This is a genomic window from Planctopirus sp. SH287, from assembly GCF_056500625.1.
Genome location: NZ_CM151403.1, coordinates 4,948,925 through 4,967,247, shown reverse-complemented (window position 1 = coordinate 4,967,247; position 18,323 = coordinate 4,948,925). Strand labels below are relative to the sequence as shown.

At 53.5% G+C, this 18,323-nt stretch carries 15 protein-coding genes and 1 tRNA gene; 10 read left to right on the top strand and 6 right to left on the bottom strand.

Annotation, left to right across the window (positions count from 1 at the left end; genetic code table 11):
* The first annotated feature begins 130 nt into the window (after positions 1 to 130).
* Complete coding sequence (locus SH287x_RS18470; protein WP_479515856.1) at positions 131 to 1,279, top strand: KpsF/GutQ family sugar-phosphate isomerase; 1,149 nt, start codon at positions 131 to 133, stop codon at positions 1,277 to 1,279.
* On the top strand, positions 1,276 to 4,239 hold the full coding sequence (locus SH287x_RS18465) for a hypothetical protein (protein WP_479515855.1): 2,964 nt from the start codon (positions 1,276 to 1,278) through the stop codon (positions 4,237 to 4,239). The genes SH287x_RS18470 and SH287x_RS18465 overlap by 4 nt, the downstream gene beginning before the upstream one ends.
* A 71-nt stretch (positions 4,240 to 4,310) precedes the next feature.
* Here SH287x_RS18465 and SH287x_RS18460 read toward each other — a convergent pair whose 3' ends face one another.
* Positions 4,311 to 4,619, bottom strand: coding sequence for a branched-chain amino acid aminotransferase (locus SH287x_RS18460; protein WP_479515854.1), 309 nt, complete (start codon positions 4,617 to 4,619; stop codon positions 4,311 to 4,313).
* Between the two features lie 506 nt (positions 4,620 to 5,125).
* On the opposite strand from SH287x_RS18460, the gene SH287x_RS18455 reads away from it, so the two are divergent.
* The 8 genes from SH287x_RS18455 (at position 5,126) to SH287x_RS18420 (ending at position 12,387) form a co-directional block, all read left to right on the top strand.
* Positions 5,126 to 5,198: transfer RNA gene (locus tag SH287x_RS18455), tRNA-Gly, on the top strand.
* Positions 5,199 to 5,583: 385 nt separating this feature from the next.
* The gene (tig, locus tag SH287x_RS18450; protein ID WP_479515853.1) at positions 5,584 to 7,032 is read left to right on the top strand and encodes a trigger factor; all 1,449 of its coding nucleotides are present in this window, start codon (positions 5,584 to 5,586) and stop codon (positions 7,030 to 7,032) included.
* 286 nt (positions 7,033 to 7,318) lie between these two features.
* Positions 7,319 to 7,978 carry an ATP-dependent Clp protease proteolytic subunit gene (locus tag SH287x_RS18445; protein ID WP_479518732.1) on the top strand — a complete coding sequence of 220 codons (660 nt, stop codon included), beginning with the start codon at positions 7,319 to 7,321 and terminating at the stop codon, positions 7,976 to 7,978.
* Between the two features lie 145 nt (positions 7,979 to 8,123).
* On the top strand, positions 8,124 to 8,732 hold the full coding sequence (locus SH287x_RS18440) for an ATP-dependent Clp protease proteolytic subunit (RefSeq protein WP_479515852.1): 609 nt from the start codon (positions 8,124 to 8,126) through the stop codon (positions 8,730 to 8,732).
* Positions 8,733 to 8,912: 180 nt separating this feature from the next.
* Positions 8,913 to 9,740 carry a hypothetical protein gene (locus SH287x_RS18435; protein WP_479515851.1) on the top strand — a complete coding sequence of 276 codons (828 nt, stop codon included), beginning with the start codon at positions 8,913 to 8,915 and terminating at the stop codon, positions 9,738 to 9,740.
* Positions 9,741 to 9,745: 5 nt separating this feature from the next.
* Positions 9,746 to 10,648, top strand: coding sequence for a DUF3050 domain-containing protein (locus SH287x_RS18430; protein ID WP_479515850.1), 903 nt, complete (start codon positions 9,746 to 9,748; stop codon positions 10,646 to 10,648).
* 123 nt (positions 10,649 to 10,771) lie between these two features.
* Entirely contained in the window at positions 10,772 to 11,464 is a 693-nt protein-coding gene (locus tag SH287x_RS18425) for a guanyl-specific ribonuclease (protein WP_479515849.1), read from the top strand.
* Positions 11,465 to 12,018: 554 nt separating this feature from the next.
* A complete protein-coding gene (locus tag SH287x_RS18420; protein ID WP_479515848.1) occupies positions 12,019 to 12,387 on the top strand; it encodes a barstar family protein in 369 nt (122 codons plus the stop codon).
* A 68-nt stretch (positions 12,388 to 12,455) separates the two neighbouring features.
* Here SH287x_RS18420 and SH287x_RS18415 read toward each other — a convergent pair whose 3' ends face one another.
* From SH287x_RS18415 to SH287x_RS18395, 5 genes are all read right to left on the bottom strand, one after another.
* Positions 12,456 to 13,283, bottom strand: a complete 828-nt coding sequence (locus SH287x_RS18415) for a sugar phosphate isomerase/epimerase family protein (RefSeq protein ID WP_479515847.1) — start codon at positions 13,281 to 13,283, stop codon at positions 12,456 to 12,458.
* A 100-nt stretch (positions 13,284 to 13,383) separates the two neighbouring features.
* On the bottom strand, positions 13,384 to 14,175 hold the full coding sequence (locus SH287x_RS18410) for a TatD family hydrolase (protein ID WP_479515846.1): 792 nt from the start codon (positions 14,173 to 14,175) through the stop codon (positions 13,384 to 13,386).
* A 164-nt stretch (positions 14,176 to 14,339) separates the two neighbouring features.
* Positions 14,340 to 15,650: a UDP-glucose dehydrogenase family protein gene (locus tag SH287x_RS18405; RefSeq protein ID WP_479515845.1), complete on the bottom strand. Its 1,311-nt coding sequence runs from the start codon at positions 15,648 to 15,650 to the stop codon at positions 14,340 to 14,342.
* A gap of 312 nt (positions 15,651 to 15,962) precedes the next feature.
* A complete protein-coding gene (locus tag SH287x_RS18400) occupies positions 15,963 to 16,976 on the bottom strand; it encodes an NAD-dependent epimerase (RefSeq protein WP_479518731.1) in 1,014 nt (337 codons plus the stop codon).
* 232 nt (positions 16,977 to 17,208) lie between these two features.
* Positions 17,209 to 18,270 (bottom strand): LOG family protein, encoded by a 1,062-nt coding sequence (locus tag SH287x_RS18395; protein WP_479515844.1) that lies wholly within the window; start codon positions 18,268 to 18,270, stop codon positions 17,209 to 17,211.
* Positions 18,271 to 18,323: the final 53 nt, after the last annotated feature.

The following is an 18,323-nucleotide window of genomic DNA, read 5'->3' as shown; positions in this document are numbered from 1 at the left end:
AATTTTTACGAGTAACCTATTCTGCCATTCCCGCAAAGTCAGAAAAGGACTGGGGCAAAGGAATTGCCTGGCAGGTCGTTTTGCGGGTGTCGGAATTTTTTGAAGTCGCAAAATTCAGGAAGGATGAGCGATGAGTGCGCGACCGGCCGCCTCTTCACCGGAAATCAACCGCCCCTTCTTGAATGCCGATTCTCAGGCGGATGCCGTCTTTTCTCATCTGGACGAACTCCGCGAGGGACGCGAAATCCTACGGACGGAAGGCCAGGCGCTGCTGGATCTCTCCCGCCGGCTGGATGCTTCGTTTTGTGCGGCGGTGGAATACCTTTCGACAACTCACGGCGCCGTGATTGTCACAGGGATCGGCAAAGCGGGACTCATCGGACAGAAGGTGACGGCCACGTTGTGTTCTACTGGAACGCGCGCCTATTTCCTGCATCCCACGGAAGCCTTGCATGGCGATCTGGGATGTGTGGGGCCAGACGATGTGGTGCTGGCGTTTTCTAACAGTGGTGAGACGGCGGAACTGCTGGCGCTGCTTCCCATTTTTGATGAACGGCAGATTCCCGTCGTCAGCGTGACGGCGTCACCTGTCAGCACGTTAGGCCGATCGTCACAAGTGGTCGTCACGATGGGACGGTTGCATGAATGCGGCGTGCAGGGGTTGGCTCCTTCGACCACCACCACCGCCATGCTGGCCATTGGTGATGCTTTGGCTTTTGTCAGTTGTCGACGTCGGCAATTTTCCGCAAGAGATTTTGCCCGGCTGCATCCCGGCGGAAACCTGGGAAAACGATTAACTCTTGTCAAGGAAGTCATGCGCAAAGCCGCCGATGTGCGTATTGCTTCCGAGACCTCAACCGTGCGTGATGTCTTTATTGGTCAATCGAAACCAGGGCGTCGCACTGGTGCGGTGATGCTGGTGGATGAGGAGGGTCTGCTGACCGGACTCTTCACGGATAGCGATCTGGCCCGGCTGCTGGAACAGAAGCGGGATCATCAACTGGATGCTGAAATTCGCGAAGTGATGACCTGTCGACCAACCACCATTGCTCCAGAAATGCTGCTGGAAGAAGTGCTGCAATTGTTCGCTGAACGCCGCTTGAGCGAGCTTCCCGTGGTGGATGACGCGGGGCGGCCACTAGGGCTGGTTGACATCACGGACATGATTGGTTTGACGCCTCACGATGATTCCGTTTCGAAGGATCGAACCCCTCATTCCCCCACGCTGGAATTCATATCGCCTGCTGTGAAGTCATCTGATGCCGAGCCAACGACATGAAGCGGTTGGTGCTGACGGGGATGATCGTTTCCGTACTCTCCTGCCTGTTTGTGGCCTATCGTGCCGCTTGCACGCAGTTGATGAGCCGGCCTGAGCGAAAGGTCGTGGCGGCGGTTGCTGCGCCGGATGATCATTTGATGAGCGACGCCGAGAATGTGCGGATCGCTCGCGAGCATTTGTCGCATGTGCCCTGGACGATGGATTCCCGCTATCAGGTCAAATCTCAACACGCCTATTTGTATGCAAATGAATGGACACCACAGGGAAATCAGGGTGAGATTCGTTTTCGCCCACTAGCCATCGTGATGGTGAGTGAGCGTAAAGGGAAGCCCGAAGTGACCACGCTGGTGGCAGAAGCGGCCGTGCTGAAGTTTGCTTCTCAGTTTGATATTCGCTCACCGAATCCTGGGCGAATTATTGCCGGGGCTTTGGAAGGTGATGTGAAGGTCAGCGGGCCGGATGGTTTGAAAATCGCTGGTCGGGATTTCTATCTGACGGAATCCGCCGGCACGATGTACAGCGATCATCCGGTGACATTTGCTCTGGGGCCGCATCAGGGGAGCGCCGGGCAATTGCAGGCGGTGCTGATCCCTGCGGAATATGCGATGCGTTCAGATCTTCCGGCGATTGTCGGCATCAAGAGCGTGCGACTCTCCCGCAATGTCAAAATGGATGTGATTCTGAAAAACAAGCAGGAGCCTCTGCCTCTGCACATTCGCACGTCTGGCAGTTTTGAATATCTCGTTGAAGATGAACTCGCGGTTTTTGAAGCTCATCGTGAACAGAAAGACGACGTTCTCGTTTATCGGGAACCAGCTCCCGGGCAGACAGACTGGCTGCGCTGCGATCGTCTGACGCTTGGTTTTGTTCCTAAAAAGAAAGGGAACCGGAACGGCCACAGTGCGTCGTTGCTGGCCGAACCTTTGACTGTTCAGGAAACAGCCGATCCTCGCGATTCCCAATTCCGGAAGGTACGTACTGACTTGCAGTTCGCCACTTTCAAAGCCGAAGGAAAATCTGTCCGGGTTGTTTCGACACAACAGCAGTTCAATGGAGAAATGACCTCGCTTGTTTATGACTCCATTGATCGCACGCTGGTGATGAGTGATCCCAAAGGCGTGCAACTCTGGCATGGCTCCAATCATCTGGAATCACCCGGAGTGCAAATTACGTTGGGAGACAATGACACCATTGGCGACGTGCTGTGTGCCGGGCCGGGGGTTCTGGAAACACGTGATGTGGCCACACAGTTGATTCAATACGCGGCGGGTTGGAAAACGCACTTAAGAAAATACAGCGATGGGGAAAGTGGACTGGATGTGATTGAGTTGGCCGAGCAGGCTTCGTTCCGGCAGCCGGGACGACAGACAGCTTTGGGGGCGGATCAGATCCGGGTCTGGGTAACTCCTTTCAGTTCTCTCTCGCTGGATCGTACGAATCAGAAAGAGAACGGTACTGATCAGGCCGCCGCGCCGGCGCGCATGGAGCTAAATATTCAGCCCAAGCGCATGCTGGCTGAGAAGAATGTCGCGATGCTTTCTCCTCAATTGGAAGCGGAAGCCGACACACTGGTCGTCAATCTGGAAGGCGACTTTACCCGCCAGACCAAAGCCGCGGGGGCAGCAAACGCTTCTCAGCCCGCATCGGAGGAGAAAAAGCTTTCCTCCAGCAAACCGTTCCGGATGAAGGCGGGTCAGCTACGTGTGCGGATGATTCCAGACGCGATCACACATGACCCGATGGTGGCGGATGTCTGGACTGACCATGATTTTCAACTGAGCCAGGCCCGGGAAGAAAACAAGCTCCCTCTTGATATCAGAGGGAAGAAGCTGCATCTGCAAAACCAGGGTGAGACACGTCAGATCGTCCATGTCTTTGGAGCGCCTGCGGAAATCCGTGATAGCGGGATGCTGATTCGTGGGCCGGCCGTTCATCTGGATCGCAGCGAAAATCTGGCTTGGGTCGATGGTGCAGGAGTTTTACAGCTTCCCATCGAGAAGGACTCCACTGGCAAAGCGTTGGATCGTCCGGAAATTCTGGATATCTCGTGGAAAGAGAAGATGATCTTCGATGGCAAGAAAGCCATTTTTAACGGTGACATTTTTGCCAGTTTTGCCAATTTCACGCCTGAAGCGATCAATCATCACCGCATGAACTGTCAGCAGATGGAAGTCGAACTGACCCATGCGATTTCTTTTGCCAGAGAACAAGGCGAGCAACCGAAAACTGACTTGTCCGTGATCATTTGCCGGGATGGAGTTCAACTGGAAAGTTATGAACGCAAGCAGGGATTACTGACACAGATCCGCCGGGCGAATGTCTGGCAGATGAGATTGGAACCGACAACCGGCGCCGCCTCTGCTGTCGGGAAAGGGCGATTGCAAGTCTGGCGACGTGAACCCGAAGCGGATGTCGTTCAAGTGGCCGCTTCCAGTGCCAGGGCCAATCGGCCTCTCAGTTCCGATCAAAGCCCGTGGGATTACACCAGCGTTGAATTCGATGGAAAAATGTCAGGCAATATCGAAACGCGATCAACGTCATTCTATGACCGGGTGCAAGTGGTGCATGGCCCGGTGAGCAGTTCGGTCGAGACCATCCATCCTGACCGACTCACCAAAGATTCCGGCTCAATGAGATGCGATTCCCTGGAATTGCGGCAACGTCAGGCAGCCGAAGGAACCCATCGGGCGGACAATCCCACCTGGATGGAAATGTTCGCTAACGGGAATGCGATTCTGGAAGGAAATGGTTTTCACGGCCGGGCCGACCAGATCAGTTATGATCAGTCCAAGGGTCTCTTTGTTTTGAAAGCGACTGGAAACCGGGCCGCGACGATCTGGCGTGAGCAGCTTGCCACTCAAAGTGGTTCGGGAGGCGTGGAAGCTCGCCGGATGGCGTTCAATCCGACCACCCGGACATTAGAAGTCATCCAGGCCACAGCGGCCGGGGGCGGTTCGTGAGGCCCTTCGGCAGCGGAAAAGCAGGGGAAGCAGGGAAGTCGGGAAGTTCAGGTGGTCATTCCAACCGGCAATTAGAGTCGTTCGCCGCTGAGGTCGTTGTTCGGGCCAACGTTGTTGTCTTCGTCGCAGAAGTCAATAGTTTCGTACCAGCTGCTGCCGCCCCAGCAGGCGTTGTGGCCGCTCAGTCCTGAGTATTGATAGGCTTGTGACATTTTGCCGTAGCTACTGCCGACGTCTTCAAGCTCGTTATTGACGTTGAGGGCGACTTCAGAAAGTCCGACCACCATGGCAAGGACAGCAATTGTGGAAACCAGCACCAGTTCGGCGGAAACGATAAAGCCGGCTTCGTCACGGTAGAGAGCGTTGATGAGATTGGTCATTTTCAGGGCCTTTCTGGCGACGTGTGTCGCAGGTGTTCGTGTGACTCGCGAGTTGAACGTTGTGTTTCGCAGAGTGAAGGATGTGTAAAGCAGCTTGAATGCCAAAAGCGTTTTACAGGGCCTGAAAATCCGGGACTCCTGCCTGCGTTTCCCCTTATCATCTTTTCAACAAAGGTGTTACGTCACATTTTCTGACCAGAGTGAATGCAGGTCACTTCCGTTTCCCGGAGTTGACGTTTGAGGTCATAAATCAACATGCATGATCCGAGTGAACAAGAAATCGCTTTAAAGTATTTCTATTATTAATGTTGTGTAGAATGATTCCGTTTTGCGACACGTTGCCGATCGGCAGCATGCAGTCTGTGTGGCCGGAAAGTGGCAGGAAGTCGTCAAAGCAAAGTCAAGGTAAGGGGCCGATTGCCTTGACGGATCAGGGCCAGCGCGTATCATGCGATACGTTGGTTTTGCGAGAAGAGTCGTCTTCTGTGATGAATCAACACCGAATTGCGGACGTAGCTCAGTTGGTAGAGCACGACCTTGCCAAGGTCGATGTCGAGGGTTCGAGTCCCTTCGTCCGCTTTGCAATCGAGTTTCTTTGAATCCGAGTTTACTTGGATTGAAGAAACTTCAATCGTTGGTCTTCTGTGTTGTTTGTTGAGAACACGGTGGAAGGCCAGCGAAAAATGACGGAATGCAAGAAGGCGGCTTGGCACGAAGTTGACCGCATGTTGGCGTGATGTCAGCCTGCGTCAGTAGTGTTCAGGGCCGCCTTTATTGTTTTCCATGTTTGCTTAAAAGTGACATGCATTATCGAGGATGGCTGGTTTTCCTCAGCCGGGTGGTCTACGGTTTTGCTGATGAGTTCCTGTCGCTGCACGGGCTATGTGATCTGAATCTGAAGAATTAAGTGATGGGGCGGTTGGCTCCTTCCTGAAGACTGTTTTTGATTTGAAGGTGGCATCTCATGTCGACTGATACTGTCTCGGAAGTGGCGGGAGCCGATGGCAAGCGCAAATTGGCTCTGGAAGTCGATGTCCAGAATATTGGCCCTTGCCGTCGCCATGTCCGGGTGAAGATTGCGGAAGCAGAAATTAAAGAAGCCCGCAGGCAGTGCGTAAAAGACTTCGGTCTTTCAGCGTCTGTTCCCGGCTTCCGCGTGGGTAAAGTTCCTTCGGGACTTATCGAACGCCGCTTCAACAAGGAAATTTCCGAGCGGATCCGCGAGAAGCTCCTGATCGAAAGTCTGGAGCAGCTTGGCGATGAAAAGTCGATCGAACCCATCGACGAGCCACAATTTGATGTAGGCAGTTTGCAGATCCCTGAATCGGGTGATTTCGAGTACGAATTCGATGTTGAAGTTCGTCCAGACTTCGAGCTTCCTGCTTACTCCGGGCTGAATATCAAGCGTCCGGTTCATACTGTGACCGATGCTGAAATCGATAAGCGAATCCGTGAATACCAGATCGAACGCGCCGCAGAACGCGTGGTTGATCGTGAGATTGCCGCTGGTGATTATGCCCGCGTCACTCTGGAGTTCCGCCATAAAGAGAACAAGCTCTCCACTGTCTCCAGCCAGCGCGTGGTGGTTCGACCTGTTCTCAAGCTGCGTGAAGGCGAAATCACTGGCTTTGACCAGTTGCTGAGCGGAGCCAAAGCTGGCGATGTGAAGACAACGTCACTCACCGTCACCTCGGAAGCAGAAAATGTCGAGCTTCGTGGTGAAACGATCGAAGTGATCGTTACGGTTGTCAGCGTTATTGAATACGACCTCAAGTCGGTCGATGAAATCTCGCAGGAATTCGCCCTGGAATCCGGTGACGAAGTTCGCAGCGAAGTTCGTAAGACCCTTGAACGCCAGGTGGTTTACCGTCAGCGACAGGAAACCCGCCGCCAGGTGCTGGAGCAAATGACAGCATCGGCCGACTGGGAACTGCCAGAATCGCTGGTTCGTCGTCAGGTGGAGAATGCTCTCCGCCGAGAAATGCTGGAAATGCAACAAGCCGGCTTCTCCAATGATGATATTCGTGCTCGTGAAAACGAACTGCGTCAGAAATCTCTGAGCACGACTCGACAGGCTCTGAAGGAGCACTTCGTTCTGGATCGCATTGCGACCAAGGAATCCATCGAAGTCGAGCCATTTGAAATTGATGCTGAAATCGGGTTGATGGCTTACCAGCAAATGGAAACGCCTCGCAAGCTGCGTGCCCGGCTTCATAAGAATGGGATGATCGAAAATCTGGAAGCCCAGATCCGCGAGCGTAAGGCCGTTGATCACATTCTGGCTCATGCGAACTTTGAAGATGTGCCGATGGAGTCCGGCGATCCCGACAATGCCTTCGCTCTGCCTCATTCGGTAGCTGGTTCAGTCTCCGGAACAATTGAGGATAGCCAAGAGGAAGACAGCGACGAATAATCGTCTGCCGACCTGGAAAAGTGCCACTTCGGAAGAGGTGGCACTTTTCGATTCAAGCCTGCTGGCTTTGCCTCTCTGCCATTCGCAAGTTGCAAAACAGCACTCGACAGGATCTGCGGTATCTTCTGTAATCCCTCGATTCCAGCAAGCCATCGACAAGACCTGACGATGATTGCTGCATCACAATTCGAGTAAAGACCGTCGGTGAATTGAAACCGCCGACAACCGACAACACACAGAAGGAGTGCCTCTCGTGGGACGACCTGATTCCGGTCTGGGTGATTGGATGGCAGCCAGTGCTGCGGGGAGTTACTCCCGGCAGCGTCAAATGGGTCTGGGTGACCTGCTTCTTGAAAATCGGATCATCTTCCTTGATGGCCCGATTCACGATGCAAGTGCGAACTCCATTGTGATGAAGCTGCTGTTCCTGCAAGCGGAAAATCGCCATCAGGATATTCACTTCTACATCAATTCCCCCGGTGGCTCGGTCACAGCGACCATGGCCATTTACGACACAATGCAGTTTCTGCAGTGCGATATCGCCACCTACTGCGTCGGTTTGGCGGCCAGTGGTGGAGCCATCGTGCTCTCTGGCGGTACTAAAGGAAAGCGCTACTGCCTCCCTCACGGCAAAGTGATGATCCACCAGCCTTATGGGGAAGTGGGTGGGCAGGTTTCTGATATTGAAATCCAGGCCCGTGATATCCTCGACACTCGTCGGGTCTTAAACGAAATTCTGGCTCATCATTGCAATCAGCCGATTGAAATCATCGCTCGCGATACCGAGCGTGATTACTACATGAATGCTTATCAGGCCAAAGATTACGGCATCGTGGATGAGGTGCTCAGCAATCCGAAGCGTCCACCCGTGGGGATTCCTCATCCTCCCAATAAGCCTGAAGGGGAGACCGCTATGGCGAACCCCTCCGGTGAGGTGCAGGCTTAACACTTCGAGCATCACCAGCGCTGCTTGCCTATAAAATGTTCGGTTGCACGAGTCATTTCATAGGCATCAGCGGGTTGATTCGAGATTTCAAATAGCACATTGGCGTGTTGATTCCGACGTTCCTTTTCTCGTGAGAGAAGTCACTATGACTGCATTGGTTCCTTACGTCATCGAGAAGAACGGTCGCGATGAGCGGGCAATGGACATCTACAGTCGCCTGCTCCGGGATCGTATCATTATTCTGGGAAGCGGCATCGACGATGCTGTTGCCAATACCATTGTCGCTCAGTTGCTCTATCTTCAATTTGAAGATAGCAAGGCCGATATTCACCTCTATATTAACTCGCCAGGTGGCTCAATCACTTCGGGGATGGCAATCTACGATACGATGCAGTATCTCTCCTGTGATGTCGCGACTTACTGCCTGGGTCAATGCGCCAGCATGGGAGCACTGCTGCTGACTGCTGGTGCCGCTGGCAAGCGTCATTCGCTGCCGAATGGCCGCATTATGATCCACCAGCCGCTGGCCGGGATGCAGGGAACAGCGACTGAGCTGGAAATTCACGCCAAGGAAGTTCTGCGAGTGAAGCGTCGCATGAACGAGATCCTGCTCAAGCACACGGGTCAGACCTATGACCAGATTGAGAGAGACACCGACCGCGATAACTTCATGATGCCCGATCAAGCCAAGGCTTACGGTCTCATCGACAAGATTCTGGAAAAGATTCCTGCCACGCCACACGTCGAAGGCTAATGCCTGTTTTTGGCTTATCCACTGGATTCTCAAGACTCTCCGGGCCTCAATCCTCGGAGAGTCTTTTTTATCAGTCGATTAAAAGCTTGAGTCGATTAAGGGAACATGCCCGAAAAACATGACCCGGTGCGGCAGTCCCGTGTTTAAAATCTGGTGGTCAAAAGCCATCGAGTGATCATCATGGCCGATGTTGCTTCCCTGGAATTGTTCTTTCGTCAGCAGACCACTGGGGATGTCTGCTTTTGGCGATCGGGAGACGAGTGGCAAGACGCTCGCATGCACCAACACATGATTCATGTGCTGGAGGGGCGTCTGGATGCGCTGCGTTTTATTGAAGCGGCTTCATCTCATCAAGTGGTGGTGGATGCACTCCCCTGGCGATCACATCCGCTGGCCAGGCGACTGTCAGAGCTGATCTCATTGAATGGAGATCACTGGGTGAACGAGAATCATTCGCCTCCTTTGGGAACCGTTCGTCGTGTGAATATCGCGATCTCTTTGCCAGCGATGAATGATTTCAATACGCTGTTGTGGCAGGGAGCGTCCACCCTCTCATTTCTGATGGGAGACCTGGAACGTTGGTCAGGTCAGACAGATGTCGTGGGGAGTTCCCAAAGCGGGAAGACATTACGCGGGACGTATTGTTCAAATGTGTGGACAGTCTCCTGGCAGGGGGTGCTGATCACTCTGGAGGTTTCCAGTGGCTTACCTCGCCGGGTCTGGTGTGAAGCGGCCGGTGATCTTGGTTCTGTCGTGGTCGATGGCTTTTTGGCACCCTCGCAGGCAGCGAAACCTCGGCTGTGGCTCCATGATCTGGATGGCAACACACGGAGCGAAGACTTTTCAACAGCTTGTGAAATGGAATTGTTTTTTCACGAAATCCAGCAAGCGACACAGGATGAATCGCTGCGGGAGGCGTGGAAATATCGACTTCGTCAGACTTCAGTCATGTTGGAACTCCTGAAAAAATCCCTGGCAGAGTCGACGAATTCTCATGATCAGAGATAATTTTCATGGAAATATTGCCAGACGAGCGGGCGATGGCTGCTGGTGCCAGCCGGCTATCCCTGATTCGTGATTCAAGTCACAGAGGCTTCGCAATGAACTTGACCCCGACGAATGTCACTTCACAAGTCGCGACATTGCCTCAGGAAATGTCACCACTGGATCGACTTGAAGAGTTGCGTAGCAAACTGGTGCAACATCCGATTTATCAGGAAGTCAACACTCTGGGGCGACTCCGGATTTTCATGCGTGAGCATGCCTTCGCGGTCTGGGATTTCATGTCGTTGCTCAAGCGGATGCAGCAACTCTGCACTTGCACGAACGTGCCTTGGGTTCCTTCGCCTCGTCCGGAACTGAGCCGCTTCATCAACGAAATTGTTCTGGGTGAAGAATGCGACGAGGATGGTCGCGGCGGGTTCATCAGCCACTATGCCCTCTATTTAGAAGCGATGCAGGGGATCAGTGCAGATGCTCTTCCCGTTAGCCACTTTGTCGAACGGATTGGCCAGGGGGCCGATATTTACCGGGTTCTTGATCAGTTGCCGATCTTGCAGGCGACCAGGGATTTCGTGCGATTCACGCTTCAACTTTGCCGCGTGGGGCAACCTCACGAAGTGGCGGCAGCATTCTTCTACAGCCGGGAAGACATCATTCCTGACATGTTCAGTCGCATGATTCCGGTAATCGCCACACAGGGTGTTTCAGTGGAACGTCTGGTGCATTACTTTGAGCGGCATGTGGAACTTGATGGCGACAGCCATGGCCCGCTCGCTCGCATGGCGATGGAATATCTTTGCGAGGGAAATGTCCACAAGCAGCAACAGGCACTGACCACGGCGGCACGGGCTATTGAACACCGCTTATTGCTGTGGGATGGTATTCTGGAGGCCGTTCGTGCGCAGGCAGATTGATGAACGCTCTCCGATCACTGAAATTCCGTGGTCTGCTGATGTGATCGAATTGTCTGCCACTTCATTGCCATCCTCTGATGATCAGGAATGATTGTGCCAAAATCTCCCTTCATGAAGGCCACCATGCCGACGGCGCTCACCGTCTCGCTGCTGGTCATCTGGATTGCCTGGCAGTTCTTCATTGATCCACCGCCATTGCGACCGCCGGTGGAACAGGGAGCAGCCACGCCAACTCAGGTTGAGAATCTTCCCACAGTGACGCCGGCAGGGAAAGAGGCGACTCCGACGGTGGCAGTGACTGAGAAACACAGGGAATCGTCATCGACGAAATTTGATCCTTCATCGGTGAGGATCTCACCCCAGGATGACGAAGTTGCGACTCCCACGACAGCAAGCCAGCGCACTGTCGATGCGAAAACCGGGAAGCGGGCGTCATCGCCTCCTTCATCACGTGCGCCACCTCATGAACAACCGCCCGCCACCCGTTCGGTCACTTCTTCGGTCACTTCTTCGGTCATTGTGGCGGGGCAGACCATCAAAGATCTCAATGGAGCGATCGCCTATCGCGGCGATATCGATCTGACCGAGACGATCAACCGCATTAAAGCCGGTCGGCGGTTGTCGCATCGGAATGACGGCAGTGTCTTTCAGAACCGTGAACGCCGACTTCCCAGCAAAGAAAACGGGTACTATCGCGAGTGGGTGCATCCCACCCCCGAGATCAATGGCCCTGGCCCGCAGCGCGTCGTCACCGGACGTTCTGGTGAAATCTATTACACCGCCGACCATTACCGCACATTCAAGAAACTCAAGTGATCAGTGTGATGATAAAAGTGCCATGCTCACGGCTCTGAGCTGTCTTTTATACATAAATTTCTCATTCCCTTGAGCAAGCGGCACGGCATTTACACCATCAAGGGGTGATGACCAGATCAACCCACGGGAGTTCCGGCCTGGGATAAACCTGCTCATCGGAATGACTCCTTTGCGTTCTTCGCGCCTTTGCGGTGAGTCAAAGAATTTTTACCGCGAAGAAAAGAAGAGCGCGAAGGAATTCGGAAGAGATCGAAGGGAGACGAACGGTATGGGGCGGGAGCCTGCCCTGCGACTTTTGGACAGTATCAATCCTATGAATTCACTGGGCTGTGTGCCAGATCTTGAGGTAACGGCCGCAAGGTGCTATGGGCCACCCATGCCAATTTCATGGTGCGGTTCAGGTGGCGAAAAAGTTGTGTATAAAAGACAGCGGCTCTGAGAGTGAGCATGCCGGATGTTCATTTGATGCTGATCTTCCATCAATCCAAAGAGCATGCTTGCCTCAAAGCCGCCGCAAGCATGGCACGAAAGCTTTGAAAGACAGAGTGTGTGATATGGCAGAAATTCCCCAGACGCTCAGTCATCTCTTTCATCCTTCCCCACAAGAGTCATTGCGGGATGGTGCGTTCGTCCTGTCGATCAAGGCCGGAATTACGACAAAACAGGAACTCATGGACGTCTATGCCCAAGGGTTGGGATGTTCCTGGTTCGGGGAAAACTGGGACGCACTGGCCGACGCTTTGAATGATCTTTCCTGGCTGGAGGGTCGCCGTGTGATCATTCAGCATCAGGACATGCCGTTTGATTCCGGCCGCCGCAGCCAGCGCGTCTATCTGGAAATCCTGTCAGAAGCCGTTGCAGGCTGGCAGGTTGATGATCCGGGCCGGCTCACCATCGAGTTCCCGGCAGCCTGCTTCTCATAGCACTCAACGTTCTCAAAGAGAGACATGAGTGTGAAGGTCGCTTCAAAACGTGACTGCCACATGCGGGTTCAGCACGAGCGGGCATCGTCGCAGAAACGCTGCATGTGCGCCAGGCTTTCGCGAGCAATCACTTCGGCACCGGGGCGGTAATCGAAGACTTCCACCGAGACCCACTTGGCATATCTGGTTTTGAAGAGTGCGTCAAAAATCGGCCCGAAATCCGTGCTGCCCATGCCGGGGCCAAGAAGATTGGCATCGTTCACATGGAAATGGGCCGTGTAAGCGGCATATTTTTCGATCAATTGGTCAATGGGCGTAGGCTCGCTCAGCATGGCTTTCACATCCTGATGCAGCCGGACATAAGGCGAACCCACCTGATCGATCAGTTCCACGGCATCTGCACAGGTGTTGAGAAAGTTTGTCTCTCGGGGCGACAACGGCTCCAGGCATAAGGTGACCCGTTGCGATTCCAGCACGGGAGCGATGGTCTCGATGACTTCCCTTGCATGCGCCATGCCGGTTTCTCGCGACATCCCTGGCTCCAGTTGCCGCTGTTGCGGTGAACCGAGAACGAGAATATCTCCTCCCAGGTCGGCACAGGCCCGCGCAAGATCCGCCAGATAATCCGCCGTTCGCAGACGAGTGGCACGATCGGGCGTTGTCAGATGGAATCCTTCTGTTTTCGCCAGTAACCAGTGCAGCCCCAGAATGGTCAAGCCGTGGGATTGTGCCACGCGGCGGTACTCTGCTCGCTGCTCAGCCGTGACTTGATCAATGCGTGGGGCCAGTGTGAACGGTGCGACTTCCAGGCCCTGATAGCCTAATTCCGCCACAAACGCGCACTGACGTTCCCAACTCCACCCTTCAAACAATTCCTGACAGATGGCAAATCGCATTCTTTGTCTCCGTGAAATTCACTGCAAGCGCCGTATCACGGCACTGGCGATCTTTGAGCCATCGGTGACGACATCAATTTCGAGATACGCATAGCAGACGTTACTCGAGATTGCCAACAGGCCAGTGAAAGAAAGAGAGAGCATTCTGTGTGGTTGCGGCAGCCAGCACCTCGCGAGGAATCTGTCGCGCCTCGGCCAAAGCTCCCAATGTATACCGGACATGGGCTGGCTCATTGCGCTTGCCCCGCATCGGAACGGGAGCCAGATAGGGCGCATCGGTTTCAATCATGAGGCGATCCAGCGGAACGGTACTCGCAATGCTTCGTAACGTTTCATTGCGTTTGTAGGTGACCATGCCCGAGAACGAGAGCATCATCCCCAACTTCAGACACCGCTCGGCAGTCTCGGCATTGCCGGCAAAGGAGTGCATGGCTCCGTTCAGCGGTTGAATCTGTGACATCTCTTCCAACAGGGCCAACGTTTCCGACTCCGCATCCCGGCAATGAACCACGAAAGGCTTCTTAACCTGCCAGGAAAGTTCTATATGCCGTCGGAAGTAATCGAGCTGTTGTTCGATGGGTGTGTGATCCCAATAACGATCCAGTCCCGTTTCGCCCACACCCAGCACCACATCATTCTGAGCAAGCTGGCAAATCTCCTTCCAATCGTCAGAAGCAGCGGTGGCACAGTAGTTGGGATGAATGCCAACAATCGCCCGGACATGAGGATTCGTCCGAGCCAATTCGACCGCCCGTTGACTGCTGGCCAGCGTTGTCCCGATGGAAAGCATCCGGGTCACACCACTGGCAATCGCCCGCTTAATCACATCGTCTCGTTCGTTGGCAAACGCATCTTCATCAAGGTGGCAATGCGTGTCGATCAGTTCGTGCATGGTGAGTGTCAGGTCATTGATAGAGGGAGTCGTGCCGTGTCACGGCTTTGTCTTCGGGTTGATGTTGCCGCTACGTCCTCCGTTGTCGGACTAAATAACGGAAGAGACACGAATTTTGTACTTTGACAATGCAGTAGTTTCTTCTGCCTTCTGCTGGCCCGCTCTCAATCTCCCGCTTTCAAGCCAATTCCGGAGTACTCAAATCCCCGCTCTTTCATTAACTCGGGATCATACAGATTGCGGCCATCAAAGATGATCGGTGAGCGAAGTTTGTGCTTGATATAGTCAAAGTCCGGGTTTCTGAATTGCTGCCATTCGGTGACGATGGCCAGCGCGTCGGCCTCATTCAGTGTGTCGTAGTAATGTTCACAATAAGTGAGTTGATCGCCATAAATGGCTTTCACATTTTCCATGGCGACCGGGTCATGCACATTCACTTTGGCCCCTACTGCCAGAAGCTGATCGATGAGAACCAGAGCGGGGGCTTCGCGAATGTCATCCGTTCGTGGTTTGAAGGAAAGTCCCCAGATGGCAATGGTCTTTTTTTTGAGATCCTCGCCGAAGCGCTGTTTGATCTTGGAGAATAGCACTTCTTTCTGATGACTGTTCACGTCATCCACCGCATGGAGCATGCGCGAAGGAAGCCCCTTATCACTGGCGACAGCAATCAAAGCGCGGACATCTTTCGGGAAACAGGAACCGCCATAGCCCACGCCCGGAAAGAGAAACTGAAAACCAATTCGCTGATCGTGCCCAATGCCCCGGCGGACATCATTCACGTTGGCATTGACCGCTTCACAGAGGTTGGCCATTTCGTTGATAAAGCTGATCTTGGTGGCCAGCATGCAGTTGGCCACGTATTTCGTCATCTCGGCACTTTCCAGCCCCATGACCAGAAAAGGATTTTCCGTACGCAGGAAGGGCTTGTAAAGCTCCTCAAGGACAGCAGCCACTGATGGCTTCAGCACACCCACCACCACACGATCCGGCTTTGTGAAATCGTCGATCGCGCAGCCTTCTTTGAGAAACTCGGGGTTCGAGCAGATGTCGATTTCCCGACCCGCTTTCTCCTGAAGACGCAGCCAGGTCTTGCGGTTTGTCCCCACGGGAACCGTGCTTTTGATCACCACCACTGCACCGGGGGCGGCGTGTGGGGCCAGTTGGTCAACCACTTTCCAGAGAGCCGTCAGATTGGCGGAACCATCATCACCTTGAGGCGTCCCTACGGCGACAAAAATGCACTTGGCCTCTGGAGTCGCTGACACGAGATCTGTGGTGAATTTCAGTCGCCCCGCTTGTGAATTGCGAAGCACGAGTTCGGTCAAACCCGGCTCATAGATCGGGATGATTCCCTGTTTGAGGCGTTCCACCTTGCCGGCATCGATATCGACACACGTGACATCGTTCCCGCTTTCAGCAAAGCAGGTTCCTGTCACCAGACCAACGTATCCCGTTCCAATGACCACAATTTTCATCGCAGGACGCTTTCTGCTGGCTGAACGCGGGCCATGTCTCGCTGCCCTCGTATCTTAAAGGAATGAATGACCATGAATATCACGATCATCTTGTGTGATTACTCGTGCCGTGTCACGGCTTTATCTTCGGGGTTTCATGCGTAGTCACGTCCTCCGATGTCGGACTTGACTACCTGTTCAACCTCGCTTTTAAGCTTTGACAATGCACTAGTGCCGTGTCACGGCTTTGTCTTCGGGTTGATGTCGCCGCAACGTCCTCCGTTGTCGGACTTAACAACAGAAGAGACCCGAATTTTATACTTTGACAATGCACTAGGAAATCTTGTGGTAGTCCCGGTACCAATCAACAAATTTCTGAATGCCTGTTGCTAATGGGGTCGCGGGTTTGAAACCGACATCCTTCACGAGATCGTCGACATCGGCATAGGTGGCAGGAACATCGCCTGGCTGCATGGGGAGTAGTCGCTTTTCAGCCTTTTTCCCCAGGCATGATTCCAGAATACTGATCATTTCCATCAGGTCTTCCGGGCGATTGTTGCCAATGTTGTAAACGCGATAAGGAGCAGAACTGGTCGCAGGATCCGGCGTATCACTTTTCCATTCCTCATTGGGAACAGGAATGTGATCCGCCACTCGTACCACACCTTCGACAATGTCATCAACGAAGGTGAAGTCGCGACGCATCTTGCCTTCATTAAAGACATCGATCGGCTTGCCTTCAAGAATAGCCTTGGTGAAGATCCACATCGCCATGTCGGGGCGGCCCCAGGGGCCATAGACGGTGAAGAATCGCAGGCCCGTGGTAGGCAGTCGGTACAGATGGCTGTAAGTGTGAGCCATCAGTTCGTTCGCCTTTTTCGTGGCGGCGTACAGGCTCACGGGATGATCCACGTTGTCATGAATCGAAAACGGCATCTTGGTGTTGCCGCCATAAACAGAAGATGACGACGCATAGGCCAGATGCTTCACGCCACTATGACGGCAGCCTTCAAGAATTTCACAGAAACCAACCAGGTTACTATCGATATATGCCTGTGGATTGGTGAGCGAGTACCGCACTCCGGCCTGAGCCGCCAAGTGAATGACGACGTCGAATTTTTCTTTGGCAAACAGGCTTTTCATGGTCTCACGGTCGGCCAGTTCCACTTGGCGGAACTCGAATCCCGGCAGCGCTTTTAACTGGGCCAGCCGGTCATGTTTCAGACTGACCTGATAGTAATCGTTGAGGTTGTCCAGTCCGACGACAGTATCGCCCCGTGCGATCAGTTTGCGGGTGGTGTGAAAACCGATGAATCCAGCCGCCCCTGTGACGAGATATTTCATGATCGTGCCGACCTCATTGTTATTGAATCATCGAACCCTGTGGACTGTAAAACCGGGCGTCTCGGAGTCGCGCGTCTGCACCTCGCGCACAGGGCTTGCACGAGATGCTTTTGGGGGAAGTCCAAGGAAAAGAATGAAAACTGTCAAGAGAGGTTAGCACAATCAGGAAAGACCGGCAGTTCACGCAAGGATTTAAAGGATGCTCCTACTTTCATCCGCAGGAAGGGACGTCCCATTATTCCTGGAGATTTTCTTGCTCGTTAAGAAAATCAATGAGTTGCCTCAAGCGACCGGCTTCCCGGCGGTGAAAGTGAAATTTCAATCTTGGGAGCAGTTTCAGATGAGGTTCATCGGCTTCAAAAGGATGAGCCGTCGTGCGTTCGATTTGCCCCGCCACCACGATATCAGCGAATCTGGTGTTGAGCTGATCAAGGACTTCATCACTGATTTCATGATTCAGGCGCAGCACGAGGTTCTGTTTCACGAAACGCATACTGTTGTAGACACGGTAAAATGTCATCACTTCCCGAACGGCGTCGTCGGGACTGTTCACAAGTTTATAAAGAGAGAGATCAGCCGCAGAAATCAGGCCTCGCCCCAGAAGCTGTGATTTGATGAAATCCTGTAAGGCACACCAATAGTCGCAATCGGGCTGATCAATCAGCACCACTGGCATCAGATCACGTTTTCCCGTCTGCATGAGTGTCAGCGTTTCAAACAGTTCGTCGAGCGTGCCGAAGCCGCCGGGGAAGACCGCGACCGCATGGACTTCCTTCACGAACATCAGTTTGCGAGTGAAGAAGAACCGGAATGTGACCAGCTTGGGGTCACCGTCAATCAATGAGTGGGCCTGTTGCTCGAAGGGGAGCAAAATATTGACACCCATAGACATTGGCAGCCCCGCGCCAAGATGAGCGCCTTCCATGATACCGCCACCTGCACCGGTCAGCACCATCCAGTTGTTGGCCGCCATCTTCCGCCCGAATTCCATCGAGGCCAGATAGTCGGGATGATTGGGGGGTGTTCGTGCTGAACCGAAGACGGTGATTTTGCGATGCAGCCGGTAAGGAGTAAAGACTTTGAACGCATAGCGCAGTTCTTTTGCGGCCCGCGCAATAATCTTGATATCTCCGCGCGTGGCTCCGTCACGTTCCAGTCTGTCGGCGACCTCTTTGATCTGTGCCAGAAACGCTGATTTCCCACCAATCTCGGGTTCCTGTTCCGAAATCAGGGTATGTTCTTCGGTCTCTCCAGGGACAGGATGATGGAGTGGTTCATCCATTGAAATATCTTCCATAAGTTGGCGCGTCCTGATGAATAACAAAGTTCCTGATCAGTGAAAACGCTGTC

Coding starts and splice junctions, on each gene's coding strand:
- SH287x_RS18470 (WP_479515856.1), top strand. CDS start 131: ATGAGTGCGCGACCGGCCGCCTCTTCACCGGAAATCAACCGCCCCTTC.
- SH287x_RS18465 (WP_479515855.1), top strand. CDS start 1,276: ATGAAGCGGTTGGTGCTGACGGGGATGATCGTTTCCGTACTCTCCTGC.
- SH287x_RS18460 (WP_479515854.1), bottom strand. CDS start 4,619: ATGACCAATCTCATCAACGCTCTCTACCGTGACGAAGCCGGCTTTATC.
- tig (WP_479515853.1), top strand. CDS start 5,584: ATGTCGACTGATACTGTCTCGGAAGTGGCGGGAGCCGATGGCAAGCGC.
- SH287x_RS18445 (WP_479518732.1), top strand. CDS start 7,319: ATGGCAGCCAGTGCTGCGGGGAGTTACTCCCGGCAGCGTCAAATGGGT.
- SH287x_RS18440 (WP_479515852.1), top strand. CDS start 8,124: ATGACTGCATTGGTTCCTTACGTCATCGAGAAGAACGGTCGCGATGAG.
- SH287x_RS18435 (WP_479515851.1), top strand. CDS start 8,913: ATGGCCGATGTTGCTTCCCTGGAATTGTTCTTTCGTCAGCAGACCACT.
- SH287x_RS18430 (WP_479515850.1), top strand. CDS start 9,746: ATGGAAATATTGCCAGACGAGCGGGCGATGGCTGCTGGTGCCAGCCGG.
- SH287x_RS18425 (WP_479515849.1), top strand. CDS start 10,772: ATGCCGACGGCGCTCACCGTCTCGCTGCTGGTCATCTGGATTGCCTGG.
- SH287x_RS18420 (WP_479515848.1), top strand. CDS start 12,019: ATGGCAGAAATTCCCCAGACGCTCAGTCATCTCTTTCATCCTTCCCCA.
- SH287x_RS18415 (WP_479515847.1), bottom strand. CDS start 13,283: ATGCGATTTGCCATCTGTCAGGAATTGTTTGAAGGGTGGAGTTGGGAA.
- SH287x_RS18410 (WP_479515846.1), bottom strand. CDS start 14,175: ATGCACGAACTGATCGACACGCATTGCCACCTTGATGAAGATGCGTTT.
- SH287x_RS18405 (WP_479515845.1), bottom strand. CDS start 15,650: ATGAAAATTGTGGTCATTGGAACGGGATACGTTGGTCTGGTGACAGGA.
- SH287x_RS18395 (WP_479515844.1), bottom strand. CDS start 18,270: ATGGAAGATATTTCAATGGATGAACCACTCCATCATCCTGTCCCTGGA.